Below are 21,302 nucleotides of genomic sequence, written 5' to 3'. Positions count from 1 at the left end.
TGCCCTCATGTCTCAGCCGATCCGCATCAAGGACCACGAAAAGGACGCACGCCTGGTGCGTAGCCGCGTCGTGTTCGGGGCCATTGCGATTGTGATGCTGATCGGCGTGCTGATTGCACGGCTGTATTACTTGCAGGTGATCCAGTACGAGTACCACTCGACGCTTTCGGAAAACAACCGCGTCCACGTGCAGCCGATTCCGCCGACCCGCGGATTGATCTTCGACCGCAACGGCGTGGTGGTCGCGGACAACCGTCCAAGCTTCAGCCTGAGCATGACCCGCGAGCGCTCCGGCGACTGGCAGCAAGTGCTCGACGTGATCGTCGAGGTGTTGCAGCTGACGCCCGAAGACCGGGTGATCTTCGAGAAGCGTATGCGACAGGGACGCCGGCCGTTCGAGCCGGTGCCGATCCTGTTCGAGCTGACCGAAGAGCAGATCGCCCGGATCGCGGTGAACCAGTTCCGTCTGCCAGGGGTGGAAGTGGTCGCGCAACTGGTCCGTCACTACCCGCAGGGCGCGCACTTTGCGCACTCGGTGGGTTACATGGGGCGGATCAACGAGAAAGAGCTGAAGTCGCTGGACCCGGTCAATTACAGCGGCACCCACCACATCGGCAAAACCGGCATCGAGCGTTTCTACGAGCCGGAGTTGCACGGTCAGGTGGGTTACGAGGAAGTCGAGACCAACGCTCGTGGCCGCGTCCTGCGCGTGCTCAAACGCACCGATCCGATTCCCGGCAAGGACATCGTCCTCAGTCTGGACATCAAGTTGCAGGAAGCGGCCGAAGCCGCGCTGGGCGGTCGTCGGGGTGCGGTGGTAGCGCTCGATCCGAGGACTGGCGAGGTGCTGGCGATGGTCAGTCAGCCGAGCTTCGACCCGAACCTGTTCGTCACCGGGATCAGCTTCAAGGCGTATGCCGAGCTGCGTGACTCCATCGACCGGCCGCTGTTTAACCGCGTGCTGCGCGGTCTGTATCCGCCGGGTTCGACGATCAAACCGGCGGTGGCGATTGCCGGCCTCGATTCCGGTGTCGTGACCGCGTCGAGCCGGGTGTTCGACCCGGGCTATTACATGCTGCCCAACTACGATCACAAATACCGTAACTGGAACCGCACGGGCGACGGCTTTGTCGACCTCGACACGGCGATCATGCGTTCCAACGACACCTACTTTTATGACCTGGCGCACAAGCTCGGCATCGATCGGTTGTCGGCCTACATGAACAAGTTCGGCATCGGCCAGAAGGTCTCGCTGGACATGTTCGAAGAGTCCCCCGGCCTGATGCCGTCCCGCGAGTGGAAACGCGCGACCCGGCGTCAGGCATGGTTCCCGGGCGAAACCCTGATTCTCGGGATCGGCCAGGGCTACATGCAATCGACCCCGCTGCAATTGGCTCAGGCCACAGCGCTGGTCGCCAACAAAGGCGTGTGGAACCGTCCGCACCTGGCCAAATCCCTGGAAGGGGTGAAGCCGGTGGACGAAAACCCGATGCCGGACATCGTCCTGCGCGATCCGTCGGACTGGACCAAGGTCAACCACGGCATGCAGCAAGTGATGCACGGTGCCCGAGGCACAGCGCGTAAAGCGGCCATTGGCGCGCAATATCGTATCGCCGGCAAGTCGGGTACGGCGCAGGTGGTGGCGATCAAGCAGGGCGAGAAGTACGACCGCTCCAAGGTTCAGGAGCGCCACCGCGACCACGCCTTGTTCGTCGGGTTTGCCCCGGCTGACGATCCACGAATCGTGGTGTCGGTGATGGTCGAGAACGGTGAGTCCGGCTCCGGCGTCGCCGCGCCGGTGGTGCGTCAGGTCATGGACGCCTGGCTGCTGGATCAGGACGGACGTTTGAAGGCCGAATACGCCAGTCCAATCAGTGCGGAGGCTACGGCCCGTGATGAATAATTTTGATCGCATGCTCTCCAGCGAGGATGTGATGCGTCGCCGCGCGACGCTGCTGCAAAGACTGCACATTGATGGTCCGTTGCTGATCCTGCTGCTGATCCTCGCCGCCGGCAGTCTGTTCGTGCTGTATTCGGCCAGCGGCAAGAGCTGGGATCTGCTGGCCAAGCAGGCCACTTCGTTCGGCATCGGTCTGGTGTCGATGATCGTCATCGCCCAGCTCGAACCTCGCTTCATGGCGCGTTGGGTACCGCTCGGCTATGTGATTGGGGTGGTACTGCTGATGGTGGTGGACATCATGGGCCACAACGCCATGGGCGCCACGCGCTGGATTAACATTCCCGGGGTGATCCGCTTCCAGCCCTCAGAATTCATGAAGATCCTGATGCCGGCGACCATTGCCTGGTATCTGTCCAAACGCACCTTGCCGCCGCAACTCAAGCACGTCGGCATCAGTCTGATGCTGATTGGTGTGCCGTTCGTGTTGATCGTCCGTCAGCCTGACCTTGGCACGTCGCTGCTGATTCTGGCGGGTGGCGCATTCGTGCTGTTCATGGGCGGGCTGCGCTGGCGCTGGATTCTCAGCGTGCTGGCGGCGGCGATCCCGGTGTCGGTGGCGATGTGGTTTTTCATCATGCACGACTACCAGAAGCAGCGGATCCTGACGTTCCTCGACCCGGAAAGCGATCCGCTCGGCACGGGCTGGAACATCATTCAGTCGAAAGCCGCGATCGGCTCCGGCGGCGTATTCGGCAAGGGCTGGCTGCTCGGCACCCAGTCGCACCTGGACTTTCTGCCGGAAAGCCACACCGACTTCATCATTGCGGTACTGGGTGAAGAGTTCGGCCTGGTAGGCATTTGCGCCTTGTTGCTGATCTATCTGTTGTTGATTGGCCGGGGGCTGGTGATCACCGCTCAGGCGCAAACATTGTTCGGCAAATTGCTCGCCGGTGCGTTGACCATGACGTTTTTTGTTTACGTTTTCGTCAACATCGGTATGGTCAGTGGCCTGTTGCCGGTTGTAGGGGTGCCGTTGCCGTTCATTAGCTACGGAGGAACTTCGCTGGTGACGCTGCTGTCAGCGTTTGGGGTTTTGATGTCGATCCATACCCATCGCAAGTGGATCGCACAGGTTTGAATAAGGTGAAGAGTTCAATGCAAGTAATGCGTGGCTGGGCGACTCGATACGCGCCGTGGGTCGGCCTGGTAGGCATCCTTGGCAGCGCGCAGGAAGCGCTGGCCGGCGATTACGAAGGCTCGCCGCAGGTGGCCGAATTCGTCGGTGAAATGACCCGCGACTACGGTTTCGCCGGTGAACAACTGATGGGAGTGTTCCGCGAGGCGCAGCGCAAGCAGTCGATTCTTGACGCCATCTCCAAACCCGCCGAGCGGGTCAAGCAGTGGAAAGAATATCGCCCGATGTTCATCACTGACGCGCGTATTGCGCGAGGTGTGGACTTCTGGCGTCAGCACGAGGCCACGCTGGCCCGTGCCGAGCAGGAATACGGCGTACCGGCACAAGTCATCGTGTCGATCATCGGCGTTGAGACGTTTTTCGGACGTAATACTGGCAATTTCCGGGTAATCGACGCCTTGTCGACGCTCGGTTTCGACTATCCTCCCCGTGCCGAATTTTTCCGCAAGGAACTGCGTGAATTCCTGCTGCTGGCCCGTGAAGAACAGGTCGATCCGTTGACCCTGAAAGGCTCGTACGCCGGGGCGATGGGCCTGCCGCAGTTCATGCCGAGCAGCTTTCGCGCCTACGCGGTGGATTTCGACGGTGACGGCCACATCAATATCTGGAACAACCCGGATGATGCGATCGGCAGCGTCGCCAGCTATTTCAAGCGTCACGGCTGGGTGGCAGGCGAACCGGTCGTCAGCCGCGCGGATGTCCGCGGCGATCAGGTCGACGAAGGCCTGACCACCGGCATCGAGCCGACGAAAACCGTCGGGGAGTTGCGAGCGCTGGGCTGGTCGAGTCATGATGCGCTGCGCGATGACATGCCGGTCACTGCATTTCGCCTCGAAGGCGACAACGGCCCTGAATACTGGATGGGCCTGAAGAATTTCTACGCGATCACGCGTTATAACCGCAGCGTGATGTACGCCATGGCCGTACATCAACTGTCTGAACAGCTGGTACAAGCACGGGGCGTCAAGTAATGCGGGCATTGCCTATCAATAAACCCCTGAAGCTGGTGGCATTCGCTGCGTTGGCGGTGCTGGTCGCCAGTTGTTCGACCAGCCGTTCGCCGACCCAGAAGCCTTCGTCTACCGCTGTGCGTGCGCAGCCGGGTCTGGATATCAACCGTGCCCACAAGGACGGCGCGCCGTGGTGGGACGTCGACGTGTCGCGTATCCCTGATGCGACGCCGACCCTGCACACCGGCCCGTACAAGGCCAACCCATATACCGTACTGGGCAAGACCTACTTCCCGTTGCAGGAATCCAAGACTTACGTCGCTTCCGGCACCGCGTCCTGGTACGGCACCAAGTTCCATGGTCAGAACACCGCCAACGGCGAGGTCTATGACCTGTACGGCATGAGCGCCGCCCACAAGACTCTGCCATTGCCAAGTTACGTTCGGGTGACCAACCTGGACAACAACAAGAGCGTGATCCTGCGGGTCAACGACCGTGGGCCGTTCTACTCTGATCGCATCATCGACTTGTCCTACGCGGCCGCAAAAAAACTCGGTTACGCCGAAATCGGTACTGCGCGAGTCAAGGTCGAAGGCATCGATCCGCAGCAATATTGGGCAGCCAAGGGCCGACCGGCGCCTTTGATGCTCAATGAGCCGCAGGTCGCGCAAAATAGCGCCCCGGTGATCACGGCTTCGGCCGGTACTGTCGAGCAATGGACACCACCGCCGCAGCAACACGCTTCGGACACTGTCCCGGTGCCGATGAGTGCAAAAAAAAACGCTTCTGCAACAGCGTCTGGCCAGTATCTGCAGGTGGGCGCGTTCGCCAACCCGGACGCTGCCGAACTGCTGAGGTCGAAGCTCAGCGGGATGGTGAGCGCTCCGGTGTTCATCAGCTCGATCGTGCGCAATCAGCAGACCCTGCACCGGGTACGCCTGGGACCGATCGGTTCGCCGGGTGAAATTGCCCAGGTGCAGAACAGCGTGCGCTTGGCCAACCTTGGTTCGCCAAGTGTGGTCACCGAGTAATACGTAGAACTTGATTGACGATTCACCAGCGATTGGGGGGTGAATCAGGTTGTTGGCTCGTCGAAGAACAAAAGCCCGGCAAGGGTGACTGGAGTGAGCAACTGAACACGCGATAACCCGTTAGAAGGTTATTTGATTAGTTTTTGCCCTCGGGCAAGTTTCCATTAGCGATTTCGAGAGACGGATGAACATCACCACCTTTGCCAAACGCCTGTGTCTGCTAGTCCCGCTGCTCCTCTCGCCAGCCGCCTTCGCGGCCGAGATGATGCCGTCGCCACCTCAACTGGCCGCAAAAGCTTACGTTCTGATGGACGCCAGCAGCGGCAACGTGCTGGTCGAGAACAATGGCGACCAGCGCCTGCCACCGGCCAGCCTGACCAAGCTGATGACCGCGTACATCGCTACGCTGGAAATCCGTCGTGGCCAGATCGGTGAAAACGACCCGGTGACCGTCAGCGAAAACGCCTGGCGCACCGGCGGTTCGCGGATGTTCATCAAAGTCGGCTCGCAGGTGACTGTCAGCGACTTGCTGCACGGCATCATCATCCAGTCCGGCAACGACGCCAGCGTCGCGCTGTCCGAGCACATCGCCGGTAGCGAAGACGCATTCGCCGACCTGATGAACAAGACGGTCACCGATCTGGGCATGACCAATACCCACTTCATGAACCCGACCGGCCTGCCAAACCCTGAGCACTACTCGTCGGCTCACGACATGGCGATTCTGGCGCGCGCGATCATTCACGAAGACCCGGCTCACTACGCCATCTACTCGCAGAAAGAGTTCTTCTGGAACGGCATCAAGCAGCCTAACCGCAACCTGCTGCTGTGGCGTGACAAGACCGTTGACGGTCTGAAAACCGGTCACACCGACGAAGCCGGTTACTGCATGGTGTCCTCGGCGGTACGTGACGGCCAGCGCCTGATCGCCGTGGTGTTCGGCACCAACAGCGAAGTGGCTCGCGCCGCTGAAACCCAGAAGCTGCTGACCTACGGTTTCCGCTTCTTCGAAACCCAGACCTTCTATCAGAAGGGCACCGAACTGGCTCAGGCTCCGGTGTGGAAAGGCACCACCAATCAAGTCAAGGCCGGCCTGGCTGAAGACCTGACCATGACCCTGCCGAAAGGCCAGCTGAAGAAGCTCGCTGCCAGCATGACCATGAACCCGCAACTGACCGCGCCAATCGCCAAGGGCGACGTGATCGGTAAAGTCGAAGTCAAACTGGAAGACAAGGTAGTGCACAGCGCCGACCTGATCGCTCTGGATGGCGTCGAGGAGGGTGGTATCTTCCGCCGCATGTGGGATAGCATCCGTCTATTCTTCTACGGCTTGTTCAACTGATTTGTGTTGACCTGCATGGCCCCGCCCCGATCCGGTGCGGGGCCATGCGCGTTACCACGGCTTGCGCTCTAGAGGCCGTTACGCCATGACCGATACCGAAGTAAAGGCGCCAAAGATCGAATTCCCCCAGACTGATTATCCGATTAAGGTGATCAGCGATACGGGCGTCGGTAACAAAGACAAGATCATCGACATCGTCAAGAAACACGCGACCATCAATGATGAGCGTATCGACGAGCGTCAAAGCAGCAACGGCAAATACACCACCATCCAGTTGCACATTGTCGCGACCGACCAGGATCAGCTGTACAACATCAACAGCGAACTGCGAGCCTCCGGTATCGTGCACATGGTGTTGTGATGCCGGGCACGCTGGGCTTTCGTGAGCTCGGCCAGATGGCTTACGAGCCGGTCTGGCATGCCATGCAGCGCTTTACCAACGAACGCGGCAGCGATGCAGCCGACGAAATCTGGCTCGTCGAGCACCCACCGGTGTTCACTCAGGGCCAGGCCGGCAAGGCCGAACACTTGTTGCTGCCGGGCGATATCCCGGTAGTGCAGGTCGATCGCGGCGGGCAGGTGACCTATCATGGCCCCGGCCAACTGGTGGCTTACCTGTTGCTGGATGTGCGCAAGCTGGGTTTCGGCGTGCGCGATCTGGTCAGTCGCATGGAGCGTTGCCTGATCGAACTGCTGGCCAGCTACGGTGTGACCGCAGCGGCCAAGCCAGATGCTCCCGGCGTGTACGTCGATGGAGCGAAAATCGCTTCTCTGGGTTTGCGGATTCGCCACGGTTGTTCCTTTCATGGCCTGGCCTTGAACGTGGATATGAACCTGGAACCGTTTCGACGGATTAATCCCTGCGGCTATGCCGGGCTGGCGATGACCCAGCTGAGCGATCACGCAGGATCGATTGAATTTGCCGAGGTAAGTGCCCGGCTGCGCGCGCAGCTCGTCAAACACCTCGACTATGCTGAGCAGACGACCCTGACGGGCGGAATCGACTGATATGACTACTGATGCAGTGCAAACCATGATCCCGACGCTCGACGTGACCGAGCGCCCGGCCCCGCGTCCCAAGGTTGAAGCCGGCGTCAAGCTGCGCGGCGCCGAGAAGGTTGCACGCATCCCGGTAAAGATCATTCCGACCACCGAACTGCCGAAGAAACCTGACTGGATTCGCGTGCGTATCCCGGTTTCGCCGGAAGTCGACCGTATCAAGAGCCTGCTGCGCAAGCACAAGCTGCACAGCGTCTGCGAAGAAGCGTCCTGCCCGAACCTCGGTGAGTGCTTCTCCGGCGGCACCGCGACCTTCATGATCATGGGTGACATCTGCACCCGTCGCTGCCCGTTTTGCGACGTGGGACATGGTCGTCCGAAGCCACTGGATGTCAACGAGCCGGAAAGCCTGGCCATCGCCATTGCCGACCTGAAACTCAAGTACGTGGTGATCACCTCTGTTGACCGCGACGACCTGCGTGACGGCGGTGCTCAGCACTTTGCCGATTGCATCCGCGAAATCCGCAAACTGTCGCCTAACGTGCAGCTGGAAACCCTGGTTCCGGACTACCGTGGCCGCATGGACATCGCCCTGGAAATCACCGCCGCCGAGCCGCCGGATGTGTTCAACCACAACCTGGAAACCGTACCGCGCCTGTACAAGGCTGCGCGTCCGGGTTCGGACTACCAGTGGTCGCTGACCTTGCTGCAACGTTTCAAGCAGATGATGCCGCACATTCCGACCAAATCCGGCCTGATGCTGGGCCTGGGTGAGACCGACGACGAAGTCATCGAAGTCATGAAGCGCATGCGCGAACACGATATCGACATGCTGACCCTCGGCCAGTACCTGCAACCTTCGCGCAGCCACTTGCCGGTGCAGCGTTTCGTGCACCCGGATACCTTCGCCTGGTTCGCCGAGGAAGGTTACAAGATGGGCTTCAAGAACGTTGCGTCCGGCCCGCTGGTGCGTTCGTCGTACCACGCCGACGAACAGGCGAAGCTGGTCAAGGCTGAGCTGCTCGGTTCCTGATCCTGCGCTGAAATGAACAATGCCCGCCGGGGTTTGACGCCCGGCGGGCATTTTTTTGCCCGTCTTACGACCGGCGTCCACTTTTCCTGCAACCCGCATGGCAACAAAGGCTCTTCTGTTTGTCTTCGATCCTGACTACTGTGTGCGCATGACTTTACACAGGGAGATCCATGGATGACCGTTCGACCGTCGCATACCCTTTTTCCGCACACACCCGTGCCGGCGTTGCCCTCCGAAGGCCTGATCGGCGTCATCGCGCCCGCCGGCCCCGGTGCGCTGGACACGGATAAGGCTGTGCAGTGGATGCGCGCGCGGGGATATGGGCTGAAGGTGTTTCCCGGCGTTTATGAAAAAGACGGCTATCTGGCAGGCAGCGACGACGTACGCCTGAACGATCTGCATGCTGCTTTCGCGGATCCTGAGGTCGATGCCATCATCTGCCTGCGCGGCGGTTACGGCACGCCACGACTGCTGGACCTGATCGATTACGACCTGCTCAATCGCAATGCCAAGCCCTTCGTGGGTTACAGCGACATCACCGCGCTGCACCTGGCAATCAGTCGTTACGCCGGGTTTGTAACCTTTCACGGGCCGTTGCTCAACGCTGACTTATTGGGCGACAAGGAGCCTCCGACCGTCACCTCGTTCTTCGCCATGTTGCGCGGGCAGTTGAGGGCCGGGAGCGTGCTGAGTCATCCGGTGGCCTATCCGTTGACCACCGTCGAACCGGGCATCGCCCACGGGCGCTTGCTTGGCGGCAATCTGGCGATGATCGCGGCGACGCTGGGCACGCCCTACGAAATTGATGTCGAAGGGGTGATTCTGCTGATCGAGGACATCAACGAGCCGCTCTATCGCATCGACCGTTTACTCACGCAGATGCGTCTGGCCGGCAAACTCGCAAAGCTGCGCGGCGTACTGGTGGGTGATGTGGCGGGTGTGGATGTCGAGGCCTTGAACCGCTTGCTCAAGCAGACGTTCGAGCCATTGCGGATTCCGGTGTTGTCGGGGTGGCGCAGCGGCCACTGTGATCCGAACCTGACGTTGCCGATGGGCGCGCTGGTTCGACTGGATGCGGGGAAGAAGGAATTGATGCTGGAGCAGGATGTGATCAGGCCGTAGAGCTTTGTTGCCAGTGATTCAGTCTTCGGGAGCAAGCCCCCTCCCACACTTGACCGAGTTCCATCATGGGAACGCGATCAACAGTGGGAGGTGGCTTGCTCCCGAAAGCGGCATTGGCGATACGACAAACTGACTATTGGCTACGCAGGCTTTCCAGCAGCCTATGCGTCGGATACCCGTCTGCCGGCCAGCCAAACGACTGCTGTGCACTGCGGATCGCCTTGCGCGTATTGGCGCCGATAATCCCGTCAGCCGTGCCCGCATCGTAGTTGCGCGCACTCAGCAGGGTCTGCAACTCGATGCGCTCGGTACGGCTCAGCGGCAGATCATCTTTCGGCCAGGTGCCGTTGATCAGGCCGCCGCCACTGAATCGCTCAGACAGGAGGCTCACCGCCAATGCATACGACGAAGAGTTGTTGTATTTAAGGATTGCGCGGAAGTTGTCGAGGATCAGAAATGCCGGGCCACGGTAACCGGCCGGCAGCAACAGGGCGGCGGACAGTTGCTCGGAACCTGCGGGCACTTGACCACCATTCGGCAGAATCACACCCAGTTGCCGCCATTCGGCGACGCTTTTACGAATCGCACCGTCAGCCAGCGTGTAGTTGAAGCTGCTCGGCAGTTGCACTTCGAACCCCCACGGCTGCCCGCGCTGCCAGCCGGAGCTCTGCAGGTAATGCGCGGTCGAGGCCAGCGCATCGGCCGGGCTGCCCCAGATGTCGCGGCGACCGTCGCCATCGAAGTCTACGGCGTGAGTGTTGTAAGTGGTCGGAATGAATTGGGTCTGGCCCATCGCACCGGCCCAGGAACCAAGCATCTTCTCTGGCGTGATATCTCCCTGTTGCAGGATCTGCAGGGCGGCGATCAATTGTGCGTGGGCAAAGCCCGGGCGGCGGCCTTCGTAGGCCAGGGTGGCCAGCGAGTTGATCACCGACTTGTTGCCCTGGAACTGGCCGAAGTTACTCTCCATGCCCCACACCGACACCAGTGCCTGACGATCAACACCGTAACGCTGCTCGATGCTTTGCAAAATGTCGGCGTATTGATTGATCAGTGCCTGGCCTTTACGCACGCGCAATGGCGAAAGCGCGCCGTCGAGGTATTCCCACACCGGGCGGGAGAACTCTGGCTGGCTGCGGTCGGCGCGGATCACGCTCGCGTCGAAGCTGACATTGGCAAACGCGCGATCGAACAGGTCGGCGCGGATCCCGGCGGCGAGGGCATCCTTGCGGAAACCTGCCTGCCATTCAGCAAAGGTCTGGGTCGGCTGGAGATCGAGCGGGTCGGCGGACGGCACTACCGGCGGAATGATCGCTGGGGCCGTGGCGACAGGGGCGGCTTGCAGGGGTTGCGCGTCGGCGGCGGTCGGTTTTTCCGCGCAGGCGACAAGCAGAATGAAGCTGGAGGCAGCGATCATCTGGCGAACAGGCCAGCGACGGGAAAGACTTAGGGGCATGCACAGTTCCAGGGGAAACGAATCAGGTGCAGACCTTAACATGACCGGGGGGTACTGCGCTTCAGGCAGCCAGAAAGTAAGAAGCCTCCCAGCTGTCAGACTGGAAGGCTTCGCGGCGGTAGCTGCCTTTACCCTTGGTTGGTCGTTCCTGACGACTGCGGAACAGGGGCTGGGCGACGATGGATTTGGCCTTGTTCGGGCCATGTTTCGATGGCTTTTTGCTCATGAGGGTTCTCTCGAGTGAGTGGGTTTTGCGCGGCAAATGATCTGCCGATGACAGGCGTCTGTCCAGTGTCTGTCTCGTAGGAATGTTCTGACGCTTTCGCGAGCAATCCCGCTCCCACACTTGATCGAGTTCCAGGCAGGGGAATGCGGTCGAATGTGGGAGCGGGTTTGCTCGCGAATGGCCGTTACGCGGTTGAACGTCTTGTTATTCGGCAGGCAAGGACAGGCGTTGGCCGGCCATCAACAACGCCAACCGGCTCAGGCTCATCCATGGTGATCCGGCCGCCTGGCCTTTGATCTGCGCATCGATGCGCTGGGCTTCCAGCAACAACTGCGCCCAGCGCTGCGCGGTGTAGCGTTGCAGTGCTTTGCTCATCAGCGGTTTGCGTTTGTCCCAGACCGGCGGTTTGGCCTGGCTGAAGCACTTGTCCAGCGGCGTGCCCTGGCTGTACTGCAACGAGATATTGGCCAGCAGGCGCAACTCCCGCGCCAGTGCCCAGAGAATCACCGGCGGCTCGACACCTTCACCGCGCAGCCCTTCGAGCATGCGCAAGGCGTGGGCCGGTTCGCCGTTGAGCACCGCGTCGGTCAGACCAAACACATCAAAGCGTGCACTGTCCGCAACAGCGGCCTGCACCGTTTCGACAGTGATCTGGCCACCTTCGGCCATCAACTTAAGCTTTTCGATTTCCTGCGCGGCGGCGAGCAGGTTGCCCTCGACACGCGCGGCAATCAGTTCGACGGCGTCCTGACTGGCCGACAAGCCGGCCTGCGACAAGCGCTGACGAATCCAGCTCGGCAGTTGATTGGCATCAACCGGCCAGATCTGGATGAACTGGGTCTGCTGACCTTCGACCAGCGCCTTGCCCCACTTGGTCTTCTGCGCACTGCCATCGAGCTTGGGCAGGCTGATCAGCAACACAGTGTCTTCAGCGGGGCGCGAGCAGTATTCGATGAATGCAGCCGCACCCTTGTCACCGGGCTTGCCCGAAGGCAGGCGCAGTTCCAGCAGGCGTTTTTCGGCGAACAGCGACATGCTTGCGCCGGCCTGCAGCAGCGTCCCCCAATCGAAATTGGCGTCGGCGGCGAAGACCTGACGTTCGTCGAAACCTTGCTGGCGGGCAGCACTGCGGATAGCGTCGGCGGCTTCCTGGCACAGCAGCGGGTCATCGCCGCTGATGATGTAGACCGGCGCGAGGGCGCCTTGCAGGTGTTTGCCGAGTTGGGCGGGAGCGAGCTTCATAAGAAAGGGCGAACGGGGCGCCTGAGCGCCCCGTACGTCTTACTGCTTCGGCAGTTCGAGCGGCGACTGACGCGGAGTTTCCGCTTCAGCCTTTTGCGCCGCTTCGAGCGCATCGGCTTCAGCCTTGGCGCGGTCGTTGGCGGCTTGCTGCAGTTGCTGCAGTTGGCTCGGGGTCAGTTGCTGCAGACGCAGCATCATGCGTTGAACCAGTTCGCGGCGGGTTTCGCGACGGGCGTCGTTGGCTTCCTGGTCGGAGCCGACGAGGTTGTTGCCGTCGTGGATAAACACTTTCTGCACTTCAAGCTTGTCGCTCAGCAGGGAAAGGTTCTTGTCGCCACGGATCTCGTAGCTCAGGACAGTGTTGACCTGATACTCGCCCGTACGTCCGGCACCGGCGTAGCTGAGGATGCGCTGGCCTTCCTGTTCGTCCGCCAGGTACAGCTTGTACGGCGCGCCGCTGTATACCTTGACGCCGCTGGATTCCAGTACCTGACGCAGTTGAGTGACGGTCTCGCCATAGGCGTTACGCGCGCTCAGATCCAGCTCCTTGATCGACAGTTCATTGGTGCCGGTACCGCGCAGCTGGAAACCGCAGGCGCTCAGCAGCACAGCGAGGCCCATCACCAGCAGATTGCGTTTGATCATTGTGTTGCTCCCCTTGAAACCATGTGGGCCGTTCATGCGGCCCGAAAGGTTTTACTTGGCGTCAGGCGAACCTGACGCCCGATCCAATTAGCTGGCGACGATATTGACCAGTTTCCCGGGCACTACGATCACTTTACGAATAGTCAGGCCATCGACGAAACGCAGCACGTTTTCGTTGGTACGCGCGGCGGCTTCGACTTCTTCACGGGTTGCGCTGGCCGGCATTTCGATCTGGCCGCGCAGTTTGCCATTCACTTGAATGACCAGCGTCAGGCTGTCCTGTACCAGGGCGCTTTCGTCTACCGCCGGCCAGCCAGCATCGATGACAGCGTCAGCGTGGCCCAGTTTGTTCCACAGTTCGTGGCTGATGTGCGGCGTGATCGGAGCCAGCAACAGCGTCACGGCTTCCAGACCTTCCTGAACCAGTGCGCGATCCTGATCGGTGGCTTGCGCGGCTTTTTCCAGCACGTTCATCAGCGTCATCACCTGAGCGATGGCAGTGTTGAATTTGTGGTTCTGGCCGACGTCATGGCTGGCCTGTTTGATGGCCAGATGAATCGCACGGCGAACGGCTTTCTGCTCGTCGTTCAGGCTGGCGACGTCGAGTTTGCCCGGCAGGCCCTGAGTCACGTGACCCTGCGCCAGACGCCAGACGCGCTTGAGGAAGCGGTGCGAGCCTTCGACGCCGGAGTCGGACCATTCGGCGCTCATGTCAGGCGGCGAGGCGAACATCATGAACAGACGGCAGGTGTCGGCGCCGAACTGATCGATCATCGACTGTGGGTCGACGCCGTTGTTCTTCGACTTGGCCATCTTCTCGGTGCCACCGATTTCCACTGGCAGACCGTCGGACTTCAGCTTGGCGCTGATGACCTTGGCTTTGCTGTCACGCTCGAGTTCCACGTCCGCCGGGTTGAACCAGGTGTAGGCACCGTTGGCTTCACGACGGTAGTAGGTCTCGGCAATCACCATGCCTTGGGTCAGCAGGTTCTTGAACGGCTCGTTGGAGCTCACCAGACCTTCGTCACGCATCAGCTTGTGGAAGAAGCGCGCGTAGAGCAGGTGCAGAATCGCGTGTTCGATACCGCCGATGTACTGATCCACCGGCAACCAGTGATCAGCCGCGGATTTTTCCACCAGGCCACCTTCAAAGTGCGGCGAGGCGTAACGGGCGTAGTACCACGACGACTCGACGAAGGTGTCCATGGTGTCGGTTTCGCGCTTGGCAGGCTGGCCGCATTTCGGGCAGCTGCACTCGTAGAATTCCGGCATGCGCGCCAACGGCGAACCGGCACCGTCCGGTACCACGTCTTCCGGCAACACGACAGGCAGTTGATCTTCCGGCACCGGCACGTCACCGCAAGCGGCGCAGTGGATGATCGGGATCGGGCAGCCCCAGTAGCGCTGACGGCTGATGCCCCAGTCGCGCAGGCGGAACTGGGTGCGCGAGGCGCCGAGCTGTTTCTTGATCAGGGCGACTTCCATGGCGTCGAACGCGCCGGCGAAGTCCAGACCGTCGAACTCACCGGAGTTGATCAGCGTGCCGTGCTCGCCGTAGGCATCTTGCCAAGGGGCCGGGTTGGTCTCGCCGGAGCTGGTGCGCACTACCGATTTGACCGGCAGGTTGTACTTGTGGGCGAATTCGAAGTCACGCTCGTCGTGCGCCGGTACAGCCATGACCGCGCCGTCGCCGTAATGCATCAACACATAGTTGGCGACCCAGACTGGTAGTTTTTCGCCAGTCAGCGGGTGCTCGACGAACAGACCAGTCGGCAGGCCTTTTTTCTCTTGAGTGGCGACGTCGGCTTCGGCAACGCTGCCGCCCTTGCATTCAGCGATGAACGCTTGCAGCGCAGGGTTGTTCTTTGCAGCGAGGCTGGCCAAGTGGTGCTCAGCCGCGACGGCGACATAAGTCGCGCCCATCAGGGTGTCCGGACGGGTGGTGAAGACTTTCAGAGTACCGGCTTCGCCGATCGAGTCGACGTTGTACGGGAACTGCACCTCCATGCCGCGGGACTTGCCGATCCAGTTGCGCTGCATGGTCTTGACCTGTTCAGGCCAGCCCGGCAGATCGTCGAGACTCTCCAGCAGCTCATCCGCGTAGGCGGTGATCTTGAAGTAGTACATCGGGATTTCGCGCTTTTCGATCAGCGCGCCGGAACGCCAGCCGCGACCGTCGATCACCTGTTCGTTGGCCAGAACGGTCTGGTCGATCGGATCCCAGTTCACGGTGCCGTTCTTGCGGTAGATCACACCTTTTTCGAACAAGCGAGTGAACAGCCACTGTTCCCAGCGGTAGTAATCCGGTTTGCAGGTGGTCACTTCGCGCGACCAGTCCACCGCCAAGCCCAGGCTGCGCAGCTGGGTTTTCATGTAGGCGATGTTTTCGTAGGTCCACTTGGCGGGCGCTACGTTGTTCTTCATCGCGGCGTTTTCCGCCGGCATGCCGAAGGCGTCCCAACCCATCGGTTGCAGAACGTTTTTGCCTTGCATGCGCTGGTAGCGGGAGATCACGTCGCCGATGGTGTAGTTGCGCACGTGCCCCATGTGTAGCTTGCCGCTGGGGTAAGGGAACATCGACAGGCAGTAGTAAGTCTCCTTGCCTGGCTGTTCACTGACTTCAAAGGACTTTTGCTCGTCCCAGAACGACTGGGCGGCGGCTTCGATTTCACGGGGCTGATATTGTTCGTGCATGGCTACTTTTGTACTGGATAGGGGTGGCCTAATCCTCTTCAACGCAGGTTCCGGGATGGCCCGGACGAGCTGGAAGTGGAATTACAGGAAGCGCCGTAGCATACATGACCGCGCTTGGCCTAGGGAAACCCTGATTACAGCTGTTTGGCCCGGTAAAACCGTGGCGAGGGCCGTTGGTCGCGGCGTGCAGCCGGTTTGTGTAGCGAAGCTAAGCTCTAACTGGGGAGTGAGTCTTATCTTCAATGAGGTGAGGGATGGTGGAGCAACGGCAAAAAAACGTGACTAAACCCGAGTTGTACGAGAGGTTGATCGATCGTCTGGGTATGGCCCTGGACGCTGTAAAAACTGCTGACCGGCTGCGCGATGAGCGCCCCCTGGAACTGGAATTGCGTGGCTTGAGCCCCGCCGAGTTCAAACTGGTCAAGGCCTATCTGGATCGCAGTGAACGTGAAACGCACGGATGCTTGTCGCAAGCAGTGAAGCAGCTCGATGCAGCACATTCGGCCAAGGTCATCTGGCTCAAGGACAAGGCGCCCGGCAGAGACACCGTCAAGGTGCGTGCTTTGCAGGCCAAGTAAACGCATGGCAGGTCAAAAAACGGATCTTTTTCAACAGGATCCCACCCTACCGGTTGTCGCGCTGTATTAACCCACTTAGGCTTCGGGCATCTTTGGAGATGCTCGATGCCTTTTCGTTATTTCATCAAACAACTTCTGCTGCCGCCCGGCATTCTCTTGCTGCTGTTGCTGGTTGCCTGGTGGCTGCGCCGCTCGCGGCCGCGACTGGCCGGATTGTGCTTTGCCATCGGATTGGGCGGCTTCTGGCTGATGAGCCTGCCGGTCGTGGTGCAATGGGGGGCCAAGGCGCTGGAGCGTGAGCCGCCGCTGGCCCGTGAAGAGTGGGCGACGCTGGCCCAACGCGCGGATGCGATTGTGGTGCTCGGTTCCGGACGTGAACGGGGCGATCTGGCCTGGGGCGAGGATCAGCCGACCGGCGTCGGGCTTGAGCGTCAGCGCTATGCCGCGCGATTGGCCAAGGCGTCCGGCTTGCCGATCCTGACCAGCGGCGGATTGCATTACGGCACGCCGCCGACCGAGGCGAAGTTGATGGCAGATTCTTTACTGGATGACTTCGGCGTGACCGTACGCTGGCAGGAAGGCGAAAGCCGTACCACGTGGGAAAACGCGAAGTTCAGCGCCGATATGCTGCTGCCACAAGGGATCAAACGCGTCGTCGTGGTGACGCAGGCCTGGCACATGCCGCGCGCAGTCTGGTGTTTCGAGCAGGCCGGATTTGAGGTGGTGCCAGCGCCTGTCGGCTTTCTAGGCACCGATAACGCCCGGCCATTTGGTGGCTGGCTGCCGGAGTTCAAGTCGATCTGGCAGAGCGGGCAATTGCTGAATGAAGCGGTGGGGCAGGTGGGGTATTCGCTGTTTTACCGCTGAAGCATTCCGTTAATCGTTCCCACGCTCTGCGTGGGAATGCATCCTGTGGCGCTCTGCGCCACATCCGAAGCGGAACGCGGAGCGTCCCCGGCGGCGTTCCCACGCGGAGCGTGGGAACGATCATTGTCGGCGGTTTTAAAGGGTTTTGGAGATCCGGCTAGCCATCAGTGCCCAGCCAAACAGCAGCACGCAGACAATGATCAGCGGCCACGAACGCCATTGCAGGTACGGCGTCAGGTTATGCATCGGCACCACTTCGCCGTACAAAATGCCTTGTTCGAACTGCGGGATCTGCTCGGTGATCTGCCCGAACGGGTTGATCAGGCCGGTCACGCCGTTGTTGGTGGCGCGGATCATCCAGCGGCCCGCCTCCAGTGCGCGCATCTGCGCCATCTGCAAGTGTTGCAACGGGCCGATCGAGGTGCCGAACCAGGTGTCGTTGCTGATCGTCAGCAACAGATCGCTGCGCGCCGAGAGGCTGGCGGCGAACTCGGGGTACACCACCTCGTAGCAGATGAACGGTGCAATCTGATAACCCTTGGCCTGCAACAGCGCCTGATCGGCCGGGCCACGGGCAAAGTCGGACATCGGCAGGTCGAAGAACGCGATCAACCCACGCAGCACGTCTTGCAACGGCACGTATTCGCCGAACGGCACCAGTTTTTGTTTCAGGTAAGTACCATCGCCTTCACCCACGACAGTGATGCCGTTGAAGAAGCGTTTTTCATGACGAACCGTTTCACGGATTGGCACGCCTGTGATCAGCGCCGATTTACGCTCGGCGGCGAAGTTACCCATCATGCTCAGGTAGCCCTCGGCGGACTCCTTGAGCACCGGCACGGCGGTTTCCGGCCAGATCAGCAGGTCCACCGGTTTCGAACGGAAACTCAGGTCGCGATAAAGCGCCAGTTGCGCGTTGAGCTGCGCCGGGTCCCACTTCATGCTTTGTTCGACATTGCCCTGGATCGCGGCAACGGTCAGCGGTGCGCCGGACGGGCTGGTCCAGGCGTGGCCCTTGAGGGCAATGCCCGCCACCCATGGCCCGACCAGCAACAATAGACCAACAGCAACAAAAGCTTTGCGGCCGGTATGCAGCAGGCGCGGCGCGTTGTAGATCAGTGCAGCGGTCAGTGCCAGAACAAACGACACCAACCACATGCCGCCAACCGGTGCCAGCCCGGCCAGCGGGCCATCGAGCTGACTGTAACCGGAATACAGCCACGGGAATCCGGTGAGGAACCAGCCGCGAAACGCTTCCTGGCCCACCCACAACGCAGCAAACGCCAGAGCGTCGGCCAGTGGCGCCTCGTTACGACGCAACCAACGCGCCCAGAGCCAGGCGGGCAGGGCGAAGAACCAGGCAATCGCTGCAGTGAACAGCAGCATCAGGAACCCGGCCAGCAACACTGACGCGCCGCCAAAATGGTGGATGCTGTAATAGATCCAGCTGGTGCCGGCGCCAAACAGGCCGAAACCGAAACACCAGCCACGGCCCAACGCCTGACGCGGACTCAGCTCACGCAAACCGGCATAGAACAGACCGACCGCCAGCAGAGCCAGCGGCCAGATGTTGAAAGGAGCCAGAGCGAAGGTGGTGATTGCACCGGCCGCCACGGCCAGCAGGTTACCGGGCCAGCCGGGGCGGGTTGTCCAGCGCATTTCAGTCCTTATTTATTACCGGGCGATTGGCGTGAGTCGCAGCAAATGAATCCGACGGCTGTCGGCGTTCAGGATGCGGAAACGATAGGCGCCGATTTCAGTGATTTCGTTGCGTTTTGGCAAGTGCCCGAACGCGCTCATCACCAGGCCGCCGACGGTGTCGAATTCATCGTCGGAGAATTCGCTGTCGAAGAACTCGTTGAAGTTCTCGATCGGTGTCAGGGCCTTGATCAGGAAGTCGCCACTTGGCAGGGGCTTGATGTAACTGTCTTCTTCGACGTCGTGCTCGTCTTCGATGTCGCCGACGATTTGCTCCAGCACGTCTTCGATGGTCACCAGACCCGCCACACCGCCGTATTCGTCGATGACGATGGCCATGTGGTTGTGGTTGGCGCGAAATTCGCGCAGCAACACGTTCAGACGCTTGGACTCCGGCACGAACGTGGCCGGGCGCAGCAGGTCCTTGATGTTGAAGCTGTCACCGTTCTCCTTGAGGATCAGTGGCAGCAGATCCTTGGCCAGCAGCACGCCCATCACGTCATCGTGGCTTTCACCGATGACCGGATAGCGCGAGTGGGCCGAGTCGACCACGGCAGGGAGGAATTCACGGGGTGTCTGAGTCGCCTTGATGCTGATCATCTGCGAGCGCGGGACCATGATGTCGCGTACTTGCAGATCAGCCACCTGAATGGCGCCTTCGACGATGGCCAGCGCTTCGCTGTCCAGCAGTTTGTTCTGATGTGCATCACGCAGCAGCTCAAGCAGCTCCTGACGGTTCTTCGGCTCGTGGGCAAAAGCCTGGGTCAGTTTACCCAGCCATGACTTCTGCCCGTTGCTCGATCGATCTTCGCTCATAGCGATTACTCTGAATCCTTTGTTGTAACGATAGGGGATGTTTCGGTTTCGTCGTCCGCGTACGGATCGGGATAGCCCAGTTCGGCAAGCAACTCGCGTTCCAGTGCTTCCATTTCTTCGGCTTCTTCGTCATCTATATGGTCGTAACCGAGCAGATGCAAGCAACCGTGAATGACCAGATGTGCCCAGTGGGCCTTTAGTTCCTTGCCTTGTTCGGCGGCTTCACGCTCAACCACCGCCACGCAGATCACCAGATCGCCCAGCAATGGAATGTCGAGAAACTCGTCGGGCACTTCGGCTGGAAAGGACAGGACGTTGGTCGCGTAATCCTTGTGGCGCCAGGTGTGATTGAGCTCGCGGCCTTCTTCCACGTCGACCAGACGAATGGTCATTTCCGAATCAGCGGTGCGTTGGCGCAGGGCCAGTTCGCACCATTGGCGGAAGTCGGCTTCACTCGGGGCGTTCGCTTCGGTAGCGATTTGCAGATCCAGCTCAAGCATCGCGCGAGGTTTCCTTGGGTGCATCGGCACGGGCTTCGAAGCGCTCGTAGGCTTCGACGATCCGCTGCACCAATGGATGGCGCACAACGTCTTTTGGCTGGAAATGCGTGAAGCTGATGCCCGGCACATCTTTCAGGACTTCGATCACATGATGCAGGCCGGACTTGGTGCCGCGCGGCAGGTCGACTTGAGTAATGTCACCGGTGATGACCGCTGTGGAGCCGAAGCCGATCCGGGTCAGGAACATCTTCATTTGCTCGACGGTGGTGTTCTGGCTTTCGTCGAGAATGATGAAGCTGTTGTTCAGCGTACGTCCGCGCATGTAGGCCAGCGGTGCAACTTCGATCACCTGACGTTCGATCAGCTTGGCGACGTATTCGAAGCCGAGCATTTCGTAGAGTGCGTCGTAGAGCGGGCGCAGGTACGGGTCGATCTTCTGCGACAGGTCGCCGGGCAGGAAGCCGAGTTTTTCACCCGCCTCAACTGCCGGGCGCACCAGCAGGATACGGCGGATCTGCTCGCGCTCCAGCGCATCGACCGCACAAGCCACGGCCAGATAGGTCTTGCCGGTACCGGCCGGGCCAATGCCGAAGTTGATGTCGTTGCCGAGGATTTCCTTCACATAGCGCAGCTGATTCAAGCCGCGAGGGCGAATCATGCCTTTCTTGGTGCGCAGGGCGACGGACGCTTCGGCGGGGGCGTGATTGTCCAGCTCGACGACGGCCGATTCCTGAAGGAACAGGTGCACCATGTCCGGCGACAGCTCGGTACCCTTGGTTTCCCGGTACAGGCGGCGCAGCAGGTTTTCCGCAGACGTAGTGTGCTTGGGATCGCCGATCATCTCGAACTGGTTTCCGCGATTGCGGATCTCGATGGACAGGCGCTGTTCGATCAAGCGCAGATGCTCGTCGAATTGCCCGCACAGATTGGCGAAGCGGCGAGCCTCAAAGGGCTCGAGGATAAAACGATGTGGTTCTATGGGTGCGTTCAAGGTCGTATTTAGCCGCC

20 protein-coding genes are annotated in these 21,302 nt (G+C 60.5%); 11 read left to right on the top strand and 9 right to left on the bottom strand.

Annotated elements, in window-relative coordinates; translation table 11 throughout:
* Positions 1-7: 7 nt before the first annotated feature.
* The 9 genes from mrdA to F2P67_RS02085 all read left to right on the top strand — a co-directional run bounded on the left by mrdA (position 8) and on the right by F2P67_RS02085 (position 9,572).
* On the top strand, positions 8-1,903 hold the full coding sequence (mrdA, locus tag F2P67_RS02125; RefSeq protein ID WP_166216760.1) for a penicillin-binding protein 2: 1,896 nt from the start codon (positions 8-10) through the stop codon (positions 1,901-1,903).
* Between the two features lie 31 nt (positions 1,904-1,934).
* Positions 1,935-3,038, top strand: a complete 1,104-nt coding sequence (gene rodA, locus F2P67_RS02120) for a rod shape-determining protein RodA (RefSeq protein WP_166217006.1) — start codon at positions 1,935-1,937, stop codon at positions 3,036-3,038.
* A gap of 17 nt (positions 3,039-3,055) precedes the next feature.
* Entirely contained in the window at positions 3,056-4,066 is a 1,011-nt protein-coding gene (gene mltB, locus F2P67_RS02115; protein ID WP_166216758.1) for a lytic murein transglycosylase B, read from the top strand.
* Positions 4,066-5,076 carry a septal ring lytic transglycosylase RlpA family protein gene (locus F2P67_RS02110; RefSeq protein WP_166216755.1) on the top strand — a complete coding sequence of 337 codons (1,011 nt, stop codon included), beginning with the start codon at positions 4,066-4,068 and terminating at the stop codon, positions 5,074-5,076. Before mltB ends, F2P67_RS02110 begins: the two co-directional genes overlap by 1 nt.
* Before the next feature lie 184 nt (positions 5,077-5,260).
* A complete protein-coding gene (locus F2P67_RS02105; protein WP_123463836.1) occupies positions 5,261-6,418 on the top strand; it encodes a D-alanyl-D-alanine carboxypeptidase family protein in 1,158 nt (385 codons plus the stop codon).
* An 85-nt stretch (positions 6,419-6,503) separates the two neighbouring features.
* On the top strand, positions 6,504-6,779 hold the full coding sequence (locus tag F2P67_RS02100; protein WP_166216752.1) for a DUF493 domain-containing protein: 276 nt from the start codon (positions 6,504-6,506) through the stop codon (positions 6,777-6,779).
* Positions 6,779-7,426: a lipoyl(octanoyl) transferase LipB gene (gene lipB, locus F2P67_RS02095; protein WP_095188444.1), complete on the top strand. Its 648-nt coding sequence runs from the start codon at positions 6,779-6,781 to the stop codon at positions 7,424-7,426. The genes F2P67_RS02100 and lipB overlap by 1 nt, the downstream gene beginning before the upstream one ends.
* A gap of 25 nt (positions 7,427-7,451) precedes the next feature.
* Positions 7,452-8,450 (top strand): lipoyl synthase, encoded by a 999-nt coding sequence (lipA, locus tag F2P67_RS02090; protein ID WP_162130488.1) that lies wholly within the window; start codon positions 7,452-7,454, stop codon positions 8,448-8,450.
* Positions 8,451-8,624: 174 nt separating this feature from the next.
* Positions 8,625-9,572 (top strand): S66 peptidase family protein, encoded by a 948-nt coding sequence (locus F2P67_RS02085; protein WP_166216749.1) that lies wholly within the window; start codon positions 8,625-8,627, stop codon positions 9,570-9,572.
* Positions 9,573-9,705: 133 nt separating this feature from the next.
* Here F2P67_RS02085 and F2P67_RS02080 read toward each other — a convergent pair whose 3' ends face one another.
* From F2P67_RS02080 to leuS, 5 genes are all read right to left on the bottom strand, one after another.
* A complete protein-coding gene (locus tag F2P67_RS02080) occupies positions 9,706-11,028 on the bottom strand; it encodes a lytic murein transglycosylase (RefSeq protein WP_166216746.1) in 1,323 nt (440 codons plus the stop codon).
* Between the two features lie 61 nt (positions 11,029-11,089).
* Positions 11,090-11,254, bottom strand: coding sequence for an alternative ribosome rescue factor ArfA (arfA, locus tag F2P67_RS02075; protein ID WP_016986126.1), 165 nt, complete (start codon positions 11,252-11,254; stop codon positions 11,090-11,092).
* Between the two features lie 204 nt (positions 11,255-11,458).
* Complete coding sequence (holA, locus tag F2P67_RS02070; protein ID WP_166216743.1) at positions 11,459-12,496, bottom strand: DNA polymerase III subunit delta; 1,038 nt, start codon at positions 12,494-12,496, stop codon at positions 11,459-11,461.
* Between the two features lie 39 nt (positions 12,497-12,535).
* Complete coding sequence (locus tag F2P67_RS02065; RefSeq protein WP_166216740.1) at positions 12,536-13,141, bottom strand: LPS-assembly lipoprotein LptE; 606 nt, start codon at positions 13,139-13,141, stop codon at positions 12,536-12,538.
* 87 nt (positions 13,142-13,228) lie between these two features.
* The gene (gene leuS, locus F2P67_RS02060; protein ID WP_166216738.1) at positions 13,229-15,835 is read right to left on the bottom strand and encodes a leucine--tRNA ligase; all 2,607 of its coding nucleotides are present in this window, start codon (positions 15,833-15,835) and stop codon (positions 13,229-13,231) included.
* A 254-nt stretch (positions 15,836-16,089) separates the two neighbouring features.
* Between leuS and F2P67_RS02055 the strand changes: the two genes are divergently transcribed.
* Both F2P67_RS02055 and F2P67_RS02050 read left to right on the top strand, forming a co-directional pair.
* Positions 16,090-16,413, top strand: coding sequence for a hypothetical protein (locus F2P67_RS02055; protein ID WP_008081071.1), 324 nt, complete (start codon positions 16,090-16,092; stop codon positions 16,411-16,413).
* Positions 16,414-16,518: 105 nt separating this feature from the next.
* Entirely contained in the window at positions 16,519-17,280 is a 762-nt protein-coding gene (locus F2P67_RS02050; RefSeq protein WP_166216734.1) for a YdcF family protein, read from the top strand.
* A gap of 135 nt (positions 17,281-17,415) precedes the next feature.
* Here the strand turns inward: F2P67_RS02050 and lnt are convergent, their stop codons facing one another.
* From lnt to F2P67_RS02030, 4 genes are read right to left on the bottom strand one after another with little or no spacing between them, the layout of a single operon-like run.
* Positions 17,416-18,939 carry an apolipoprotein N-acyltransferase gene (gene lnt / locus F2P67_RS02045; RefSeq protein ID WP_166216731.1) on the bottom strand — a complete coding sequence of 508 codons (1,524 nt, stop codon included), beginning with the start codon at positions 18,937-18,939 and terminating at the stop codon, positions 17,416-17,418.
* A gap of 15 nt (positions 18,940-18,954) precedes the next feature.
* The gene (locus tag F2P67_RS02040) at positions 18,955-19,794 is read right to left on the bottom strand and encodes a CorC family transporter (protein WP_007909641.1); all 840 of its coding nucleotides are present in this window, start codon (positions 19,792-19,794) and stop codon (positions 18,955-18,957) included.
* A 5-nt stretch (positions 19,795-19,799) separates the two neighbouring features.
* Entirely contained in the window at positions 19,800-20,294 is a 495-nt protein-coding gene (ybeY, locus tag F2P67_RS02035; RefSeq protein ID WP_166216728.1) for an rRNA maturation RNase YbeY, read from the bottom strand.
* A complete protein-coding gene (locus tag F2P67_RS02030) occupies positions 20,287-21,285 on the bottom strand; it encodes a PhoH family protein (protein WP_166216725.1) in 999 nt (332 codons plus the stop codon). The genes ybeY and F2P67_RS02030 overlap by 8 nt, the downstream gene beginning before the upstream one ends.
* Positions 21,286-21,302 lie beyond the last annotated feature (17 nt).

It is taken from the genome of Pseudomonas atagonensis (genome assembly GCF_011369485.1).
GTDB lineage: Bacteria > Pseudomonadota > Gammaproteobacteria > Pseudomonadales > Pseudomonadaceae > Aquipseudomonas > Aquipseudomonas atagonensis.
The sequence above is the reverse complement of the archived record's forward strand: the minus strand, read 5'-3'. Positions and strand labels throughout refer to the sequence as shown.